General features: G+C 63.5%; 14 protein-coding genes, 1 pseudogene and 1 riboswitch. Of the genes and pseudogenes, 9 read left to right on the forward strand and 6 right to left on the reverse strand.

Translation table 11 applies throughout. From position 1 onward, the window contains the following. Positions 1–102 precede the first annotated feature (102 nt). From NLY43_RS20935 to serA, 4 genes are all read left to right on the forward strand, one after another. The gene (locus NLY43_RS20935) at positions 103–948 is read left to right on the forward strand and encodes an outer membrane protein (RefSeq protein WP_023711972.1); all 846 of its coding nucleotides are present in this window, start codon (positions 103–105) and stop codon (positions 946–948) included. A 229-nt stretch (positions 949–1177) separates the two neighbouring features. Beyond that, a complete protein-coding gene (locus NLY43_RS20940) occupies positions 1178–2038 on the forward strand; it encodes an outer membrane protein (protein WP_023711971.1) in 861 nt (286 codons plus the stop codon). A 201-nt stretch (positions 2039–2239) separates the two neighbouring features. Next, on the forward strand, positions 2240–3415 hold the full coding sequence (locus tag NLY43_RS20945; protein WP_023711970.1) for a phosphoserine transaminase: 1176 nt from the start codon (positions 2240–2242) through the stop codon (positions 3413–3415). A 58-nt stretch (positions 3416–3473) separates the two neighbouring features. Continuing rightward, entirely contained in the window at positions 3474–5075 is a 1602-nt protein-coding gene (gene serA, locus NLY43_RS20950; protein WP_023699182.1) for a phosphoglycerate dehydrogenase, read from the forward strand. A 63-nt stretch (positions 5076–5138) separates the two neighbouring features. On the opposite strand, the gene NLY43_RS20955 is transcribed toward serA, so the two are convergent. Together NLY43_RS20955 and NLY43_RS20960 are read right to left on the reverse strand one after the other, a co-directional pair. After that, entirely contained in the window at positions 5139–5603 is a 465-nt protein-coding gene (locus NLY43_RS20955) for a DUF2231 domain-containing protein (protein WP_023711969.1), read from the reverse strand. Positions 5604–5708: 105 nt separating this feature from the next. Then, entirely contained in the window at positions 5709–6614 is a 906-nt protein-coding gene (locus NLY43_RS20960; protein ID WP_023699181.1) for a DMT family transporter, read from the reverse strand. Positions 6615–6822: 208 nt separating this feature from the next. On the opposite strand from NLY43_RS20960, the gene NLY43_RS20965 reads away from it, so the two are divergent. Both NLY43_RS20965 and NLY43_RS20970 read left to right on the forward strand, forming a co-directional pair. Continuing rightward, entirely contained in the window at positions 6823–8121 is a 1299-nt protein-coding gene (locus NLY43_RS20965; RefSeq protein ID WP_023684197.1) for an adenylosuccinate synthase, read from the forward strand. A 76-nt stretch (positions 8122–8197) separates the two neighbouring features. Further along, positions 8198–9837 (forward strand): annotated as a pseudogene (locus NLY43_RS20970) (hypothetical protein). Between the two features lie 26 nt (positions 9838–9863). On the opposite strand, the gene NLY43_RS20975 reads toward NLY43_RS20970, so the two are convergent. Genes NLY43_RS20975 through NLY43_RS20990 form a run of 4 tightly spaced genes read right to left on the reverse strand, consistent with a single transcriptional unit; the run spans position 9864 to position 12942 of the window. Beyond that, the gene (locus NLY43_RS20975; RefSeq protein ID WP_023673676.1) at positions 9864–10163 is read right to left on the reverse strand and encodes a CcdB family protein; all 300 of its coding nucleotides are present in this window, start codon (positions 10161–10163) and stop codon (positions 9864–9866) included. After that, entirely contained in the window at positions 10163–10405 is a 243-nt protein-coding gene (locus NLY43_RS20980; RefSeq protein WP_023693600.1) for a type II toxin-antitoxin system CcdA family antitoxin, read from the reverse strand. The genes NLY43_RS20975 and NLY43_RS20980 overlap by 1 nt, the downstream gene beginning before the upstream one ends. 55 nt (positions 10406–10460) lie before the next feature. Next, complete coding sequence (locus NLY43_RS20985) at positions 10461–12281, reverse strand: ABC-F family ATP-binding cassette domain-containing protein (RefSeq protein WP_023690493.1); 1821 nt, start codon at positions 12279–12281, stop codon at positions 10461–10463. 1 nt (position 12282) lies between these two features. Continuing rightward, entirely contained in the window at positions 12283–12942 is a 660-nt protein-coding gene (locus NLY43_RS20990) for a thiamine diphosphokinase (RefSeq protein WP_023690494.1), read from the reverse strand. A 162-nt stretch (positions 12943–13104) separates the two neighbouring features. Continuing rightward, positions 13105–13219: riboswitch (TPP riboswitch) on the forward strand. A gap of 43 nt (positions 13220–13262) precedes the next feature. Between NLY43_RS20990 and thiB the strand changes: the two genes are divergently transcribed. From thiB to thiQ, 3 genes are all read left to right on the forward strand, one after another. Next, entirely contained in the window at positions 13263–14270 is a 1008-nt protein-coding gene (thiB, locus tag NLY43_RS20995; RefSeq protein WP_023713269.1) for a thiamine ABC transporter substrate binding subunit, read from the forward strand. A 220-nt stretch (positions 14271–14490) separates the two neighbouring features. Further along, positions 14491–16089, forward strand: coding sequence for a thiamine/thiamine pyrophosphate ABC transporter permease (gene thiP / locus NLY43_RS21000; RefSeq protein WP_023712814.1), 1599 nt, complete (start codon positions 14491–14493; stop codon positions 16087–16089). Beyond that, positions 16086–16850: a thiamine ABC transporter ATP-binding protein gene (gene thiQ, locus NLY43_RS21005; RefSeq protein ID WP_023707251.1), complete on the forward strand. Its 765-nt coding sequence runs from the start codon at positions 16086–16088 to the stop codon at positions 16848–16850. The genes thiP and thiQ overlap by 4 nt, the downstream gene beginning before the upstream one ends. Positions 16851–16948 lie beyond the last annotated feature (98 nt).

Genomic DNA, 16948 nt, shown 5'->3' on the forward strand with positions numbered 1-16948 from the left:
AGGGTTAAACGCCTTTTAACTTTTGCAATTCATTATCCACAACTGAGGTCAAACACATTCGAGCGGATTCAAAGTTCCGACGGGTTCTCAGGGGTGACAAACATGTTCAATACAGCAAAAAGGGCTTTCCTTGCCGCGCTGTTCGCAGGCGTGGCCGGGCCAGTATTCGCCGCCGATCTGGCGGAGCCGCCAGTGGTCGAAGAGGCGCCGGCGCCGATCGCCTATGAACAGCCGGCCGATTTCGGCGGCTGGTACATCCGCGGCGATATCGACTATCACTGGTCGAAGTTCCGCGGTGGTGACTACACCACCTACAGCCCGGCACCGCCCCAACTCCCCGGTTCGTTCGCCTCCGGCAAGTTGAAGAGTTCCTTTTCGGCCGGCGCCGGTGTCGGTTACCAGGTCAACCGGTACTTCCGCACCGATCTGACCTTCGACTGGATGGGCAAGTCCAATTTCCGCGGCTCGACCAATGGTTTCTGCGGCGGCGGCATAGCTTGTACCTCCGTCGACACATCGTCCTATTCGGCGATGCTGCTCCTGGCCAATGCCTATGTCGATATCGGCACCTGGCACGGCGTGACGCCCTATGTCGGCGCCGGCATCGGTGGTGCCTGGGTCAAGTGGGATACGCTGCACAATACCGATCTCGATGGCTCCTTCGAGCACAGCGGCGGCAAGGGCTGGCGCTTTGCCTATGCCCTCATGGCCGGCGCCTCCTACTGCCTGACCGACCGGGTCAAGCTCGATCTCGGCTATCGCTACAGCCACATCAATGGTGGCAAGATGTTCAACTACGCCTCCGACAGCGATGTCGGCCCGGGCTTCGATCGCGGCATCAACGTGCACGAAGTGCGCGGCGGCCTGCGCTACCAGTTCGGCCGGTCGGACTGCGCCCCGCCGCCGGAGCCCTACGTTCCCGAACCGGAGCCGGTCTACACCAAGTAGTCGCTTCGAAATCCAGGAATTTGCGAACCGCCCGGCCATGCCGGGCGGTTTTTGTTTGCCGATTGCGGTGCACTTCCAGGCCGCGGCGTGCGGAGAGAAAGCCTATCGAAATCAAATCGGTAACGTCGCGTTATCCTTAACCCGCACTTAACCACTATGGTTAACAATGCCCACTGAAACGGCGCTTGCGATCAAAATGAAGAGCGCCAATTTCAGGAGCCGGGGACCCATGAATTTAAAATTGCTGACAGCGCCGGCACTTGCCGCACTCGCACTTGCGCTGCTGACGCCGGCGCAAGCCGCGGACTACGATCCGCCGATCTATGTCGATCAGGCGCCGGACTATCAACCGGTCGAGGTCGGCTCGGGCTGGTATCTGCGCGGCGATGTCGGCTACGCGTTCAGCCATCCCTTCGAGCATGAGGAAGCGACAACCGGCCCGCTTAACAGCTTTACCGATGAGAGCAGCCTTTTCACAGGCAGTTTCGGTATGGGGTATCATGTCAACGACTATCTTCGGGTCGAGCTGAACGGCGGGATTCTTCCGACCGACAAATTCGGGGAACACGCCAAGTTGGCAGCCACTTGCGACGGCCATACGCTTGTGGACGACGGTTTTGGCACCATCAATTCCGTCGCGGCTACGCAGGCATGCGATCTTTCCGACAATGCTTCCAACAAAGGCTACAGCATCATGGCCAATGGCTATGTCGATCTCGGCACCTATGTTGGGATCACTCCATATCTTGGCGGAGGGATCGGTGTCGCATACAATAAATATTACAGGAGCATTGGGGCGAAGGATTGCGTGGAAGTGGCCCCCAATTCGTCCGGTACGGGCGGGTTCTCTTGTGACGATCCGGCCGGTTACGAGGGTGCAACGGATAAGGAGGGCAAATTCAACCTTGCCTATTCGATCGGTGCCGGCCTTTCCTATCAGGTGGCCAAGAACGTGTCGGTTGACCTTGGCTACGAATATTTCTCGGTGCCGGAGGGCAAATACGTCGCCTATGACAGCGGCGCCTTCAACATCCACAAGGGCATCAATTATCAGACGGTCAAGCTCGGGCTGCGCTACGACCTCTGGTAGGCTGGCTGCAGATACGAAACCCGACGGCGGATCTCTTCGATCCGCCGTTTGCGTTTGAGTTCACGACATACTGATCCCGTATCGCCAGTATCCCGCCAGCGACAGAAACTTTCCTCTTGACGCCTGAGGGTTGAACGCATATCGCCGTCCGTGGGCCACCCCTCCCCAACGAGGGGCCACTATCTGGAAGGATAGACCACGATGACGACGCATACGAAGCCCGGACTCCGTCCGGCAAATCCCAATTTCTCCTCAGGTCCCTGCGCAAAACGCCCCGGCTGGTCGGTCGAGGCGCTGAAGAATGCCGCGCTCGGCCGTTCCCACCGCGCCAAGATCGGCAAGACCAAGCTCGAGCAGGCGATCGAGCTGACGCGCGAAATTCTCCAGGTTCCGGCGGATTACCGTATCGGCATCGTGCCGGCGTCGGACACGGGTGCTGTCGAGATGGCGCTGTGGTCGCTGCTCGGTGAACGCGGTGTCGACATGGTGGCATGGGAAAGCTTTGGCTCGGGCTGGGTGACCGATGTCGTCAAGCAGCTGAAGCTCGCCGGTATCAGAAGGATCGAGGCAGGCTATGGCGAACTGCCGGATCTCACCAAGATCGATTTCGACCGCGATGTGGTCTTCACCTGGAACGGCACGACCTCAGGCGTGCGCGTGCCGAATGGCGATTTCATCCCGGCGGATCGCAAGGGCCTGACCATCTGCGATGCCACCTCAGCGGCATTCGCGCAAAAGCTCGATTTCCAGAAGCTCGATGTCGTCACCTTCTCCTGGCAGAAAGTGCTGGGCGGCGAGGGCGCACACGGCATGCTGATCCTGTCGCCTCGCGCCGTCGAGCGACTGGAAACCTACAAGCCGGCGTGGCCGCTGCCGAAAATCTTCCGCCTGACCTCGGGCGGCAAGCTGATCGAAGGCATCTTCAAGGGCGAGACCATCAACACGCCGTCGATGCTGTGCGTCGAGGACTATCTCGATGCGCTTCATTGGGCGAAGTCGATCGGCGGTCTCGATGCGTTGATTGCCAGAGCCGATGCCAATGCCGCCGTGCTCGATGGCTTTGTCGACAAGTCGTCCTGGCTCGGCCATCTCGCGGTCGATGCGGCGACACGGTCCAACACGTCCGTATGTCTGTCCTTCACCGACGCCGATGTCGCGGCGCTCGACGCCGACGGGCAGGCGGCCTTCGCCAAGGCGATCGTCTCTGTGCTCGACAAGGAAGGCGTCGCCTACGACATCGGCTCCTATCGTGACGCACCTTCCGGTCTGCGCATCTGGTGCGGCGCCACCGTCGAGACCTCCGATCTCGAGGCGCTGCTGCCCTGGCTCGACTGGGCCTTCGCCGCGCAGAAGGCTTCGCTGAAGGCCGCAGCCTGAGATTTCGTGGTGGCCTGCGGGCCGCCCTTTCCCGACAATCCAGTTCAAGGAGGCCGCCATGGCGCCCCGCGTTCTCGTCTCTGACAAACTCTCCACCACCGCCGTCCAGATATTCAAGGACCGCGGTATCGAGGTCGACTATTTGCCCGATCTCGGCAAGGACAAGGAAAAGCTGCTCGAAGTCATCGGCCAGTATGATGGCCTTGCCATCCGCTCGGCGACCAAGGTCACGGAAAAACTGATCAACGCCGCGACAAGACTCAAGGTCGTCGGCCGCGCCGGCATCGGTGTCGACAATGTCGACATCCCCGCGGCGAGCCGCAAGGGCATCATCGTGATGAACACGCCTTTCGGCAATTCGATCACCACGGCCGAACATGCGGTGGCGATGATCTTTGCACTCGCACGGCAGATCCCGGAGGCCAATGCCTCGACCCATGCCGGCAAATGGGAAAAGAACCGTTTCATGGGCGTCGAGATCACCGGCAAGACGCTGGGTGTCATCGGCTGCGGCAATATCGGCTCGATCGTCGCCACGCGCGGCGTCGGCCTGAAGATGCATGTCGTTGCCTTCGACCCGTTCCTGTCGGACAAGCGCGCCGAGGAACTCGGCGTCGACAAGGTCGAGCTGGACGAGCTTTTCGCCCGCGCCGATTTCATCACGCTGCACACGCCGCTGACCGACAAGACGCGCAACATCATCGACGCGGCGGCGATCGCCAAAATGAAGAACGGCGTGCGCATCATCAATTGCGCGCGTGGCGGGCTCATCGTCGAAGCCGACCTGGTCGCGGCGCTGAAGAGCGGCAAGGTGGCGGGCGCCGGCGTCGATGTGTTCGAGGTCGAACCGGCGGAGAACAACGCGCTGTTCGGCATGGAGAATGTGGTGGCAACGCCGCATCTCGGCGCCTCGACAGCGGAAGCGCAGGAAAATGTCGCGCTCCAGGTGGCCGAGCAGATGGCCGACTATCTGATCAAGGGCGCGGTTTCGAATGCCATCAACATGCCCTCGATCACGGCCGAGGAAGCACCGCGGCTGAAGCCGTTCGTCAAGCTCGCCGAAGTGCTCGGCGCCTTTGTCGGCCAAGTCACCGAGGACCCGATCAACGAGGTCGAGATCCTGTTCGACGGCTCGACCGCGACGATGAACACGCGTGCCCTGATCAGTGCCGCGCTTGCCGGACTGATCCGGCCGCAGGTCGCCGACGTCAATATGGTGTCGGCGCCGATCATGGTGAAGGAGCGCGGCATCATCGTCGCCGAGGTCAAGCGCGACAAGTCGGGCGTGTTCGACGGCTACATCAAGCTGACGGTGAAGACCGAGCACATGACGCGCTCGATCGCCGGCACCTGCTTCTCCGACGGCAAGCCGCGCTTCATCCAGATCAAGGGCATCAATCTCGACGCCGAGGTCGGCCAGCACATGCTCTACACAACCAATGCCGATGCGCCCGGCATTATCGGCCTGCTCGGCACGGTGTGCGGCGAGAACGGCGTCAACATCGCCAACTTCCAGCTCGGCCGCAACCGGCCGGGCGGCGACGCGATTGCGCTGCTCTATCTCGACGCGCCGTTCCCGGAAAAAGTGCTGGAACAGGTCAAGGCGCACAAGTCGATAGACTCGGCCAAGCGGCTGCAGTTCGACGTCAACGCGATGTAGTTGACGGCGTGGCGGACGCGGCGGTCCTCCCCCATCATTGGGGCGGCCGCCGCACAGGCCGGTTCAGGTCAATTCGTCTGAGCCGTCGGAGACGCCCACGCGATGCCGATAGACCAATTCCCAGCCCTTCCAGCCTGTAAACAGCAGGACCAGAACCACGATCAGCGACAAGATAAAGCCGGTCGGAATCACGGCCGCCGCTCCAGCGACATAACGCGAGTACCAGTTGTAAAGCTCGATCAGCACGACGAGAACGTTGCCGCCGGCATGGAGCCATGCCGTCGTGAGATTGCGGATCTGAACATCGCCGAGGACATCCGTCAGGCCGGTAAGAGCGGCCAAGGCGCCCATGATCAGGCCGGCGCCGAGAAGCCAAAGCGATCCGGTGACCCACCCGGGATCGGCTGTCTGCCAGAAAATCAGATCGCAAACGAAGGTGCCGACAAAGAAGGCGATCGGAAACGGAATCAGCATTGGATGAATGGGGTGACCGGCAATGCTTGCCGTGCTGCGAGGGTTATGGCTCATCTTGTTGCCTCCCACGCAAGCAAACTCCGCCAGAGGTAAAATGTTCCAGGTCGGCGCGCGGCAGCAGTTATCGCGACGGCGGCGTAGCGCGGCAGCAGCCAAATGTTATCCGCGGCGGTTCGGTGCCGCCATCTTGCGCCCGCTGTATTCGGCGAGCGAAATGCCGCCCAGCACCAGGACGAGCGCCAGCGCCTGGTAGAGCTGGAATGTCTCGCCGACGATCAGCACTGACAGCAGCGTGCCGAAGATCGGCACCAGATTGATGAACAGCCCGGCACGGTTGGCGCCGATCAGTTCGTTGCCCCTGATGTAAGTGATCTGCGAAATGACCGAAGCGCCGATCGCGGTATAGACGATGACCACCCAGCCGCTGATATCGGGGACGATAACCTTGCCGGCGGCGACCTCCCACAGGAAGAACGGCAGCGAGGTGATGAGGGCAGCGATCGCCAGGGACAACATCAGGCTCTGCCAGCGCATCACCGGCTTCAGCCGCAGCCCGACCGAATAACCGCTGTAGAGGACGACCGCGACCAGCATGATGGCGTCGCCGAAATTGAGTTCCAATGTGAGCAGCCGGCGCGGATCGCCGTGGCAGGCAGTCAAGATGACACCGAAGATGGTCAGCACCACGCCCGCAATCTGCGCCCAGCTCACGCGCAGGCGGAAGAAGAAGAAATTGGCAATGATGATCAAGACCGGCATCGCCGCCTGTTCGATCGAGACATTGATCGCCGTCGTGTAGTTGAGCGCGGTGTAGAAAATGGTGTTGAACAGAGTGAAGCCGCTGGCGCCAAGTGCAGCCAGGACGAACCAGTGTTTGCGCACCACCGGCCAGTCCTCCCTGATCGTGCGCCAGCCGATCGGCAGCAGGATCGCGACGGCCAGCACCCAGCGCAGGAAGACCAGCGTCATCGGCGAGACGTGACCGACCGCCAGCTTGCCGGCGACGGAATTGCCGCCCCACAGCAAGGTGGTCAGCAGCAGGAACAGGTAGGCGCGTCGATGCATGCGGGATTCCGGCCGCCTGGGAAGTTGTGTTTGCCGGCCTATTGCCCCCGCCGACGCAAGTAAATGATGTCAAAGCCGAAAATTGTTGTGCCTCAGGGCATTTTCGACGGCAAAGAAAGGTCGCGCTTGCGAGGTCTTGACGCTATAGAGGCCTGTCGTTTCGAACCATATCCAGGCCGCCAGGGCGGCATCTCAAGGGAAAAGAAACATGGCCAATGTGGTGGTCGTCGGCTCGCAATGGGGCGACGAAGGCAAGGGCAAGATTGTCGACTGGTTGTCGGAGCGCGCCGACGTGGTCGTGCGCTTCCAGGGCGGCCACAATGCCGGCCATACGCTGGTCGTCGACGGCAAGGTCTACAAACTGTCGCTGCTGCCGTCGGGCGTGGTGCGGCAAGGCAAGCTGTCGATCATCGGCAATGGCGTCGTCTTCGACCCGCACGCCTTTGTCGCGGAAGTGGCAAAACTCAAGGCGCAAGGCGTCGAGGTCACGCCGGACCGCCTGAAAATAGCCGAAAACACCGCGCTTATCCTGTCGCTGCACCGGGAGCTGGACGGATTCCGCGAGGACGCCGCCTCCAATTCCGGGACGAAAATTGGCACGACGCGTCGTGGCATCGGCCCCGCCTATGAGGACAAGGTGGGCCGGCGCGCGGTTCGGGTGATGGATCTGGCGGATTTGGAAACGCTGCCCCTCAAGGTCGACAGGCTGCTGACGCATCACAATGCGCTGCGTCGCGGGCTTGGCCATGGCGAAGTCACGCATGAGGCGATCATGACCGAGCTGACCTCGGTCGCCGATGAGATCCTGCCCTATATGGACCGCGTCTGGAAAATCCTCGACGACAAGCGCCGCGCCGGCGAACGCATCCTGTTCGAGGGCGCGCAAGGCACGCTGCTCGACATCGACCACGGCACATATCCGTTCGTCACCTCGTCCAACACCGTTGCCGGCCAGGCAGCCGCCGGCTCGGGGGTGGGCCCCGGCGCCATCGGCTATGTCCTGGGCATCACCAAGGCCTATACGACGCGTGTCGGCGAAGGCCCGTTCCCGACCGAGCAGAAGAACGAGATCGGCGAATTTCTCGGTACGCGTGGCCACGAATTCGGCGTCGTCACCGGGCGCAAACGCCGTTGCGGCTGGTTCGACGCCGTGCTGGTGCGCCAGGCCGTCGCCGTCAACGGCATCAAGGGCATCGCCCTGACCAAACTCGACGTGCTCGACGGGCTGGATGAGATCAAGGTCTGCACCGGCTACCGTCTCGACGGCGAAACGATCGACTATCTGCCGGCCAGCCAGGGCGCGCAGGCGCGTGTCGAGCCGGTCTACGAGACGCTCGAAGGCTGGAAAGGCACCACAGCCGGCGCGCGCAGCTGGAACGACCTTCCGGCGCAGGCCGTCAAATATGTCCGTTACATCGAGGAGCTGATCGGGGCACCCGTCGCGCTCCTTTCCACCAGCCCGGAACGGGACGACACGATACTTGTGACCGATCCGTTTCAAGACTAGTTTTCTGAAGCCTTTCCGGGCATCGCGGCCGATTTGCGGGGGCCGGCGCGGAAACAAAATACAGGTCGACTGAAGCATGGCAGATTTCGTTGCTATTCTGAAAAAGGCGCTCGACAAGCACGGCGACGAAACGCCCGAAAAGCGTACGCGGATCTATGAAAGCGTTCGTACCATGCTGGCGAAGAAGCTTGCGGAGTATTCGCCGCCGCTGGCCGCCGAAGCCATAAGCACGCAGAAGCGATCCCTGGAAGATGCCATCTCGAGCGTCGAGCGCGACTATGCCAGGGCGGTGCCGGCATCCGATCCGCTGGCGGAGCTGGAGCACATCTTCTCCTCCATAGACCGCAACAAGAACCAGTCCAGTCATGTAAAGCCTTCCGCCACGCCTGCGCCGGCCTGGCAGCCGGCGAAACCCGTGCAGCCGGCGCCGACCGCCAGGACAGAGCCGAGCTGGCAGAGGCCCGCGCCGACACCGCCGTCGCCTGCGGCGCGTGCAGAAACCATCGACAAGCAAGCCGTGGAGCTGGACGCCGACGACGACAGCGCCGATGTGTTCGCCAATGACGAGCAGCCGGTCGCGGACACGTTCCAGCGCCTGCGCCCAGCCGAGCGCAGGCGCAGCTATGGCGGGTTGATCGCGGCTGTCGTCGCGCTTCTGGTGGTCGCCGGCGGCGGCTATGGCATCTGGCTGAACAAGGATGCCTTTGGCTCGATGCTGGGCCTCGGCGGCGACACCAAGACGGTCTCGACCGAACCGCTGGTAAAGCCGGCGCCGGCCAAGCCCGCGGCCGATGCACCGGCACCGGCCGCTGCCGGCGAGGGAACGAAGTTCACCCAGCGCCTGTCGCCCGAAGGCGGTGAAACCGACCCCGGTCCCGCGGCCGGTCAAAGCGGCATCGGCGAGGGCGAGTCCGTCGCCGCGCTGACCACACCGCCCCCCCGGCTCCAGCGCCACCTGCGGCTCCAGCGCCTGCGACCCCGCCGGCCGGCGACGCCGCAGCCACGGGCGCGCCCGCCACGCCGGCGCCCGACGCTTCCGCCACGCCACCGGCAACGCCGCCCGCCGATGGCGTCGCTCCGCCGGCCAATGGGGCAGCACCGGCTGATGCCGCCGCCACGCCGCCCGCTGCGCCGGCGGCCGCCGCTCCCGCGCCGACCGTTGCGGTCGGCCAGAAGGCGATCTTCTACGAGGAACGCACCTCGACCGCGCAAGGTTCGGCCGAACCCGGCAGCATCGTCTGGTCGCTGGTGCAGGAATCGCCCGGCGGCGACCTGCCGCCCGAGCCGGCGATCCGCGCCGAGGCGACCATTCCCGGCAAGGACATCCAGCTGCGCATGACCATCCGCCGCAATACCGACCAGACGCTGCCGGCCAGCCACATCATCGAGATGATCTTCCTGACGCCCGAGGGCTTTGACGGCGGTGGCGTCGACAACATCCTGCGCGTCGCCATGAAGAGTTCGGAACAGGATGCCGGCAGCCCGCTGATCGGCATTCCGGCCAAGATCGCCGACGGCTTCTTCCTGGTGGCGCTCAACGACACCAAGGCCGACGAGGACGCCAATATGACCTTGCTTCGAGGCCAGGACTGGATCGACGTGCCGGTGGTCTACAAGACCGGACGCCGGGCGCTGCTGACCATGGAAAAGGGCATTCCGGGCGAGAAGGTGTTCGACGAGGCGCTGAAGGCCTGGCAGGCCAAGACGGCAGGTTGACGGGCGGCAGTAGCGGCTGCCTTCGCTCAGAAGCCCTGGAACAGCATGTCGAGGGCGGCGACGATGTCGTCGTGATGTCTAGAAAGGTTTCCCTCTGGCATCCGCAATTCGGACGCGCTGAAGGCCGACACAAACTGTGTGACCATCACAAGATCTTTGCCGTTTATAGCGAAGGTCGGGTTCAGGCGGCGGCCAGGAAGCGGGGCAATCTCGGGCGGCATCAAAGGAACGACCACCCTCGTGCTCAGCCCTTCAAGCATATCTGACTGCACGTCGAGAAGATAACCGTCGCTCTCGGTACTCCGATAGAAATCGTAACGCGCCATCAGAACGGCCGGTGTTTAGCCAATGGCAGTCCGTTCTTTCGGACATATTCGTTGGAGCTTTCGATGGCTTCCCTGTTTTCTTCTTGCCATCGACGCGTTTTCTCCGCCGCAATCGCTTTCGCGATCCCTGCTTCGGCAGCGCGGGAGATGTTGATGCCCAACGCTTTGGCGTCCTTGATCAACTGAGAGTCAATGGACGTGTTGACAGAGGTCCGCTGAGTTTTTGGCGTCGATTGAAGCACGGAGATGCCTCCTTTCATGCGCACAATATACGCGCATAAAAGACCGCAGGCAATGCTACCCCTCCATCTCCTCACGCAGCATTTCCAGTTCCAGCCACTCTTCCTCGAGTGCGGCCAGCGTGGCGCGTTCCTTGTCGAGGGCGGCGATGGTCTTTTGGAACGAGGCCGGGTCGCGCTCGTAATAGGCGGGATCGGCGATGTTGTTTTCCAAACGCGAGATCGAGGCCATTACCGCCTCGATCTTCTTGGGCAGCGATTCCAGGGCGAATTTCTGCTTGAACGACAGTTTCTTCGACGGCCCTTTTGGCGCTGCCGGCTCGCTCTTGCCCGGCGCCGGCGCATCGCTGGCTTCGGCCTTGGCGCGCGCCTTGCGGTCGTCGAGCCGGGTGCCGCCGCGCTGCGCCAGCATGTCGGAATAGCCACCGGCATATTCGATCCAGCGGCCGCCTCCGTCCGGGGCGATGATGCTGGTGACGGTGCGGTCGAGGAAGTCGCGGTCGTGGCTGACCAGGATGACCGTGCCGGCAAAGCCGGCGACAAGTTCCTGCAACAGTTCCAGCGTCTCCATGTCGAGATCGTTGGTCGGCTCGTCGAGCACCAGAAGGTTGGCCGGCCGCGCCAGAACACGCGCCAGGAGCAGCCGCGCCCGTTCGCCGCCGGACAGCTCGCGCACCGGGGTGCGCGCCTGTTCCGGCTTGAACAGGAAATCCTTCATGTAGGACACGACATGGCGCTGCTCGCCATTGATGACGAGGTTTTCGCCGCGCCCGTCCGTGAGATACTGCGCCAGGGTCTCGGCCGGATCGACCGCCTCGCGCTTCTGGTCGAGCGTGGCGATTTCCAGATTGGTGCCGAGCCGCACCGAGCCGGCATCGGGCTTCATCTCGCCGGTGAGCATCTTCAACAGCGTCGTCTTGCCGGCGCCGTTCGGCCCGACAAGGCCGACGCGATCGCCGCGCTGGATGCGGGTCGAGAAGCCCTTGACCACGGTCAGGTCGCCAAAACTCTTCTCGATGTTCTTGGCCTCGATCACCAGCTTGCCGGATTCGGCGGCGTCGCTGGCCACCATGGTCGCCGAGCCCTCGGCGCCGCGATGGCCGCGAAAACGCTGGCGCATGGTCTGCAGTTCGCCCAGGCGGCGCATGTTGCGTTTGCGGCGAGCCGTCACGCCATAGCGCAGCCAATGCTCCTCGCGCACGATCTGGCGGCCGAGCTTGTGCTGTTCGCGCTCTTCCTCTTCCAGCACAAGGTCGCGCCATTCCTCGAAATGGCCAAAGCCCTTGTCGAGGCGGCGGGTCTGGCCACGGTCGAGCCAGACAGTGGCGCGCGAGACGCGTTCGAGGAAGCGACGGTCGTGCGAGATGACGATCAGCGCCGAAGACGTCCGGACAAGCTCTTCTTCCAGCCATTCGATGACCGACAAATCGAGATGGTTCGTCGGCTCATCAAGCAGCAGAATATCGGGTTCGGGCGCCATGACGCGGGCAAGTGCTGCGCGGCGCGCCTCGCCGCCGGAGAGATCGTTGGGGTTCTCCGTGCCGGCGAGGCCGAGATGCTCCATCAGATATGTGGCGCGGTAGGGATCGTCGGCAGGCCCAAGCCCGGCCTCGACATAGGCGCGCACATTGGCAAAGCCGTCCATGTCGGGCATTTGCGGGAGATAGCGCACCGTTGCCGAAGGCTGGCGGAAGACCTCGCCGTCTTGCGGCTCGATCAGACCAGCAGCAATCTTCAGGAGCGTCGACTTGCCGGAGCCGTTGCGGCCGACGAGCGCGATCTTGTCACCGGCGGACGCCGTCAGTTCGGCGCCATCGAGCAGCGGCGTGCCGCCAAAGGTCAGTCTTATGCCGTCGAGGTTGAGAAGGGGCGGGGCCATGTCAGCTTTCAGGCAAGGGGTAGGGGTGGGCGAGCAGCAGCGCGCGGCCATGGCCGAGCGCGATTTCGAGGCCGCCCCCGGTCGTGTTGGACTTGACCTCGTTCGAGATGGTCAGCGACGAGCCGAACACGACCTCGACATGGTCGAGCGGCCACTTCGCGCCGGACACGGTGAGGCCCGAAAGATCGGAAAAGCCGAGCACCGAAAACAGCGTTCCGTCGGCATAGTCGAAGCCGGCCTTGCCAGGCAGCAGAGGGGCGCCTTCCTGCGCTCCGCTGGTCAACAGCAATTTTGTGCCGGCCTCGGCCAGCCGCAGGCTGAGCGCCAGATGGAGGAAGGCGTGGTCGGCGCGCTTGCCGCCGAAAGCGCCGGCCAGCACCAGGCTGGTGGCGCCGCGTTCCAATGCCGCCGCGATCGCCAGTTCGCCATCGGTCTTGTCCTTTTCGGGAGGAAACACCTCCCGCGGCACGGCGGCGAGATCGGCAGGCAGGTCCGCCGGCACGGAATCGAAATCGCCGACCCACAGCTCCGGCATCACGCCGAGCAGGCGGGCATGATCGATGCCGGCGTCGGCGGCGATGACGCGCGTGCCCGCGACCTGGCGGTCGAGCCGCGGCGTGCGGACGAGATCGCCGCCAAGCAGGATGGTGAATGTGCTCATATCCGCTGGCCCTTACCAGCCCCGCCGACGAAACGGAAGGCCGAGCGGCACCGTCACTCTTTGTTGGAGCATGATCTTTTTCCGGAAACGGATTCCACTTTCCGGGATCACGCTCGGGCAAACTTCCACTTGCGTGGCACCTTGGCCGGGCCTATGTGTCGAAACGCTCTAACGGGGTGCCGGACGCGATCTTCGCGGACCGGCTGAGAGGCAGTCTCGCCAACCCGCTGAACCTGATCCGGTTTGTACCGGCGGAGGGATTAGACGCTTCGGACAGCCCGACGCCTCAATTCCTTTCAACACGAATGAAGGAGGCGCCGATGCGCATTTTTTTGTCCCGTCTTGTCCCAGCGCTTGGGCTTGCTGTTTCGCTACTGGCAAGCCCTGCGTGCGCGCAGGAAAAACTCACGATCTATACCTATGAGAGTTTCACTGCCGACTGGGGTCCGGGCCCCCAGGTGAAGAAGGAATTCGAAGCCGAGTGCGGCTGCAGCGTCGACTTCGTCTCGGCGGCCGACGGCGTCGCACTTCTCAACCGCGTCAAGCTGGAAGGAGCCTCGACCAAAGCAGATATCGTGCTTGGCCTCGACACCAACCTCACCGCGGAAGCCAAGGCTTCCGGCCTGTTTGTCCGACATGGCCCGGTGGCTGAAAACAACGTGCCGGGCGGCTGGAGCGACGACACTTTCGTGCCCTATGATTATGGTTATTTCGCCGTCGTCTACGACACCGAGAAGCTGAAGAACCCACCGAAGAGCCTGAAGGAACTGGTCGAGGGCGATGCCGCCGACAAGATCGTCATCCAGGATCCGAGGACGTCGACGCCGGGCCTCGGCCTGCTGCTGTGGGTCAAGTCGGTCTATGGCGACAAGGCGCCGGAAGCCTGGGCGAAACTCAAGGGCAAAGTGCTGACGGTGACGCCGGGCTGGAGCGAGGCCTACGGCCTGTTCACCAAGGGCGAGGCGCCGATGGTGCTTTCCTATACGACGTCGCCGGCCTACCACATGGTGGCCGAGAACACCGGGCGCTTCCAGGCGGCGTCGTTCGAGGAGGGCGAGTATCTGCAGGTCGAGGTCGCCGGCATCACCACCACGGGCGCGAAGAACCCGCTGGCGGCGAAGTTCCTGGCCTTCATGACCGGGCCGAAATTCCAGGATGTCATTCCGGAGACCAACTGGATGTTCCCGGCCGGGAAAACCGACAAGCCGCTCAATCCGGCTTTTGATAGGCTGGTCAAGCCGGCGAAGACCTTGCTGTTCAGCCCGGAACAGGTCGCGGCAAATCGCAAGGCCTGGGTGGATGAATGGCTGGCGGTGATGAGCAAGTAGCTTTGGCTGTATGATCGAAAGATGAGTGCCCTACGGCGCCCCCCTCTGTCCTGCCGGACATCTCCCCCACGAGGGGGGAGATTGGCTATCGTCGGCGATTTCGCCAGTCGCCAAGGTTGCAGGAATAAGCGGGGCGCGGAAATAGCTGATCTCCCCCCTTGTGGGGGAGATGTCCGGCAGGACAGAGGGGGGCGCGAAGGAACGCGACGCCCGGTAAAGAGTGCAACGCTCTGACCCCCGCATCACGGCCGGCATTGTCGCGCTTGCGGCAATCGCGCTGCTGATCGGTGGCGCCTTCGCCGGCCTTATCCGGGAAGGCGCGCACGACCTTTCCGGCGCCGCGTCCGCCTTTGACCTCTATCTCGTGCGCGTTGTCCGCTTCACGCTCTGGCAGGCTGCGCTCTCGACTCTGCTTTCCGTCGTACCGGCGCTGTTCGTCGCCCGCGCGCTGTCGCGGCATCCGCGCTTCTTCGGACGCGGCTTCATCCTGCAGCTGTTTACTGTGCCCCTTGCCTTGCCGGCGATTGTCGCAGCGCTGGGCATACTGGCGCTCTATGGCCGCGCCGGTTATTTCGCCGCGATCGGTGGCCAGAGCTGGCCCGACATCTATGGGCTGCCAGGCATCCTCGTCGCCCACGTCTTCTTCAACCTGCCGCTGGCCACCCGGCTGTTCCTCGAAGCGCTGGGAACGGTGCCGGCCGATCAATGGCGGCTGGCGAGCCAGCTCGGCATGGGGGCGAGGCCAGCCTTCCGGCTGATCGAGTGGCCGGTGCTGCGCGCCGCGCTGCCGGGCGTCGCCGGGCTTGTCTTCATGCTTTGCATCACCTCCTTCACCATCGTGCTGATCCTCGGCGGCGGGCCGGCGGCGACGACGCTGGAAGTCGCCATCTATCAGGCGCTGCGTTTCGACTTCGATCCGGCGCGAGCGGTGACGCTGACGGTGCTGCAGATCGCGCTGACTTTTGCCGTCATGCTGGCGCTGACGCGGCTCGGCGCCAATGTGACCGGCGACGCCAATTTGCCTGTCGCGCCGCGCCGCTATCACTTGGCCGGCAAAGCAGAAACAGCGTTCAACGCCGTCCTGATCGTGCTCGCCTTGCTGTTCGTCGCCGGACCAATGGCGGCCACCGTCGCGTCCGGCCTCGACGCCGATCTCGGCCGGTTGGCGGGCGAGAGTGCCGTGCGTCAGGCGACGCTGACCAGCGCCGGTCTCGCCTTCTCTGCGGCGCTACTTTCGGTGTCGCTGTCGCTGTCGCTGATCATGGCTCGGCGGGCATTGTCGCTGCGCCGCCGGTCCAGTGACCGTTCATTGCTCGAACATGCCACCGACACCGGCGCCGGCTTCGTCCTCGTCGTGCCGCCCATCGTCATCGGCGCCGGCTGGTTTCTCCTGCTGCGCACGGTCAGCGATGTCTTTGCCATCGCGCCGGTCATGGTCGTCACCGTCAATGCGGTGATGGCGATGCCCTTTGCCATCCGCGCGATGCGCCCGGCCTATGATGCGGCGAGCGAGCGCCATGAAAAGCTGTGCGCGCAGCTCGGCATTGCGGGCTGGAACCGGCTGCTTCTGGTCGACTGGCCATCGCTCCGGCGGCCGCTGGCCACCGGCTTTGCCTTCGCCATGGCACTGTCGCTCGGCGATCTCGGCGTCATCGCGCTGTTCGGCAGCGATTCGGTGCAGACCTTGCCCTATCTCCTGCTGGCGCGCATGGGCAGCTATCGCACGGCCGATGCTGCCGGGCTGGCTTTGCTGCTCGGGGCGGTCTGCCTTGCATTGGTGGTCGCGGCAGACTGGCTGGGACGGGGAGAGAGATCGTGACGTCCGCTGTGGAGAAAGGCACGACTGTCCGGCTGGACAAGGTCTCGTTCAGCTATGGCGAAACGCCATTCCTGTTCGATGTCGAATTCGATACATCTAAGATCACCGCCATCATGGGGGCAAGCGGTTCGGGCAAATCGACCTTGCTCAATCTGGTGGCCGGTTTCGAGACGCCGGAGTCCGGTCGTGTGCTGATCGGCGCCGCCGATGTCGGCGCCGAGCCGCCTTCGGCGCGGCCGGTGTCGATGGTATTCCAGGAAAACAATCTGTTTGCTCATCTCTCGGTGGAGAAGAATGTCGGGCTCGGCCGCTCGCCATCGCTCAACCTGACCGACGCCGATCGCGCCGCAATCGCCGAGGCGCTTGACCGCGTCGGCCTGGCCGGCAAGGAAATGCGCCTGCCGCGCGAACTCTCCGGCGGCGAAAGGCAGCGCGTGGCGCTCGCCCGCGTTCTGGTGCGCGACCGGCCAGTGCTGCTGCTCGACGAGCCGTTCGCTTCGCTCGGGCCAGCACTGCGCGACGACATGCTCGACCTGGTGGCCGGCGTTCATGCCGAGCGGGCGATGACGGTGCTGTTCGTCACGCATCAGCCGGAAGACGCTCGCCGTATCGGCGAGCAGATGGTTTTTCTGGACAATGGCAGGGTTGCCGCGACGGGACCTGCCGGCGATTTTTTCGACGGCACTGGCCCTGAAGCGTTTCGGCGCTATATCGGCGCAAGTTCGGGCGGATCACGCGATATTGCCCGGAAGCGGACATAATTTACGACCAAACCGGCTACAGGTGATGTGGCGCTTGCTTGCCATGGTCCAGTCGATGTGGCTAGGTCCGCTTAGTACTGGTCCGGCACGAGCCGTGA

The sequence above is a fragment of the Mesorhizobium sp. C416B genome (genome assembly GCF_030323165.1).
Classification (GTDB): Bacteria; Pseudomonadota; Alphaproteobacteria; order Rhizobiales; family Rhizobiaceae; genus Mesorhizobium.

Coding starts and splice junctions, on each gene's coding strand:
- thiB (WP_023713269.1), top strand. CDS start 13,263: ATGCGCATTTTTTTGTCCCGTCTTGTCCCAGCGCTTGGGCTTGCTGTT.
- NLY43_RS20985 (WP_023690493.1), bottom strand. CDS start 12,281: ATGGCCCCGCCCCTTCTCAACCTCGACGGCATAAGACTGACCTTTGGC.
- NLY43_RS20960 (WP_023699181.1), bottom strand. CDS start 6,614: ATGCATCGACGCGCCTACCTGTTCCTGCTGCTGACCACCTTGCTGTGG.
- NLY43_RS20990 (WP_023690494.1), bottom strand. CDS start 12,942: ATGAGCACATTCACCATCCTGCTTGGCGGCGATCTCGTCCGCACGCCG.
- NLY43_RS20975 (WP_023673676.1), bottom strand. CDS start 10,163: ATGGCGCGTTACGATTTCTATCGGAGTACCGAGAGCGACGGTTATCTT.
- NLY43_RS20955 (WP_023711969.1), bottom strand. CDS start 5,603: ATGAGCCATAACCCTCGCAGCACGGCAAGCATTGCCGGTCACCCCATT.
- NLY43_RS20965 (WP_023684197.1), top strand. CDS start 6,823: ATGGCCAATGTGGTGGTCGTCGGCTCGCAATGGGGCGACGAAGGCAAG.
- NLY43_RS20940 (WP_023711971.1), top strand. CDS start 1,178: ATGAATTTAAAATTGCTGACAGCGCCGGCACTTGCCGCACTCGCACTT.
- NLY43_RS20945 (WP_023711970.1), top strand. CDS start 2,240: ATGACGACGCATACGAAGCCCGGACTCCGTCCGGCAAATCCCAATTTC.
- NLY43_RS20935 (WP_023711972.1), top strand. CDS start 103: ATGTTCAATACAGCAAAAAGGGCTTTCCTTGCCGCGCTGTTCGCAGGC.
- serA (WP_023699182.1), top strand. CDS start 3,474: ATGGCGCCCCGCGTTCTCGTCTCTGACAAACTCTCCACCACCGCCGTC.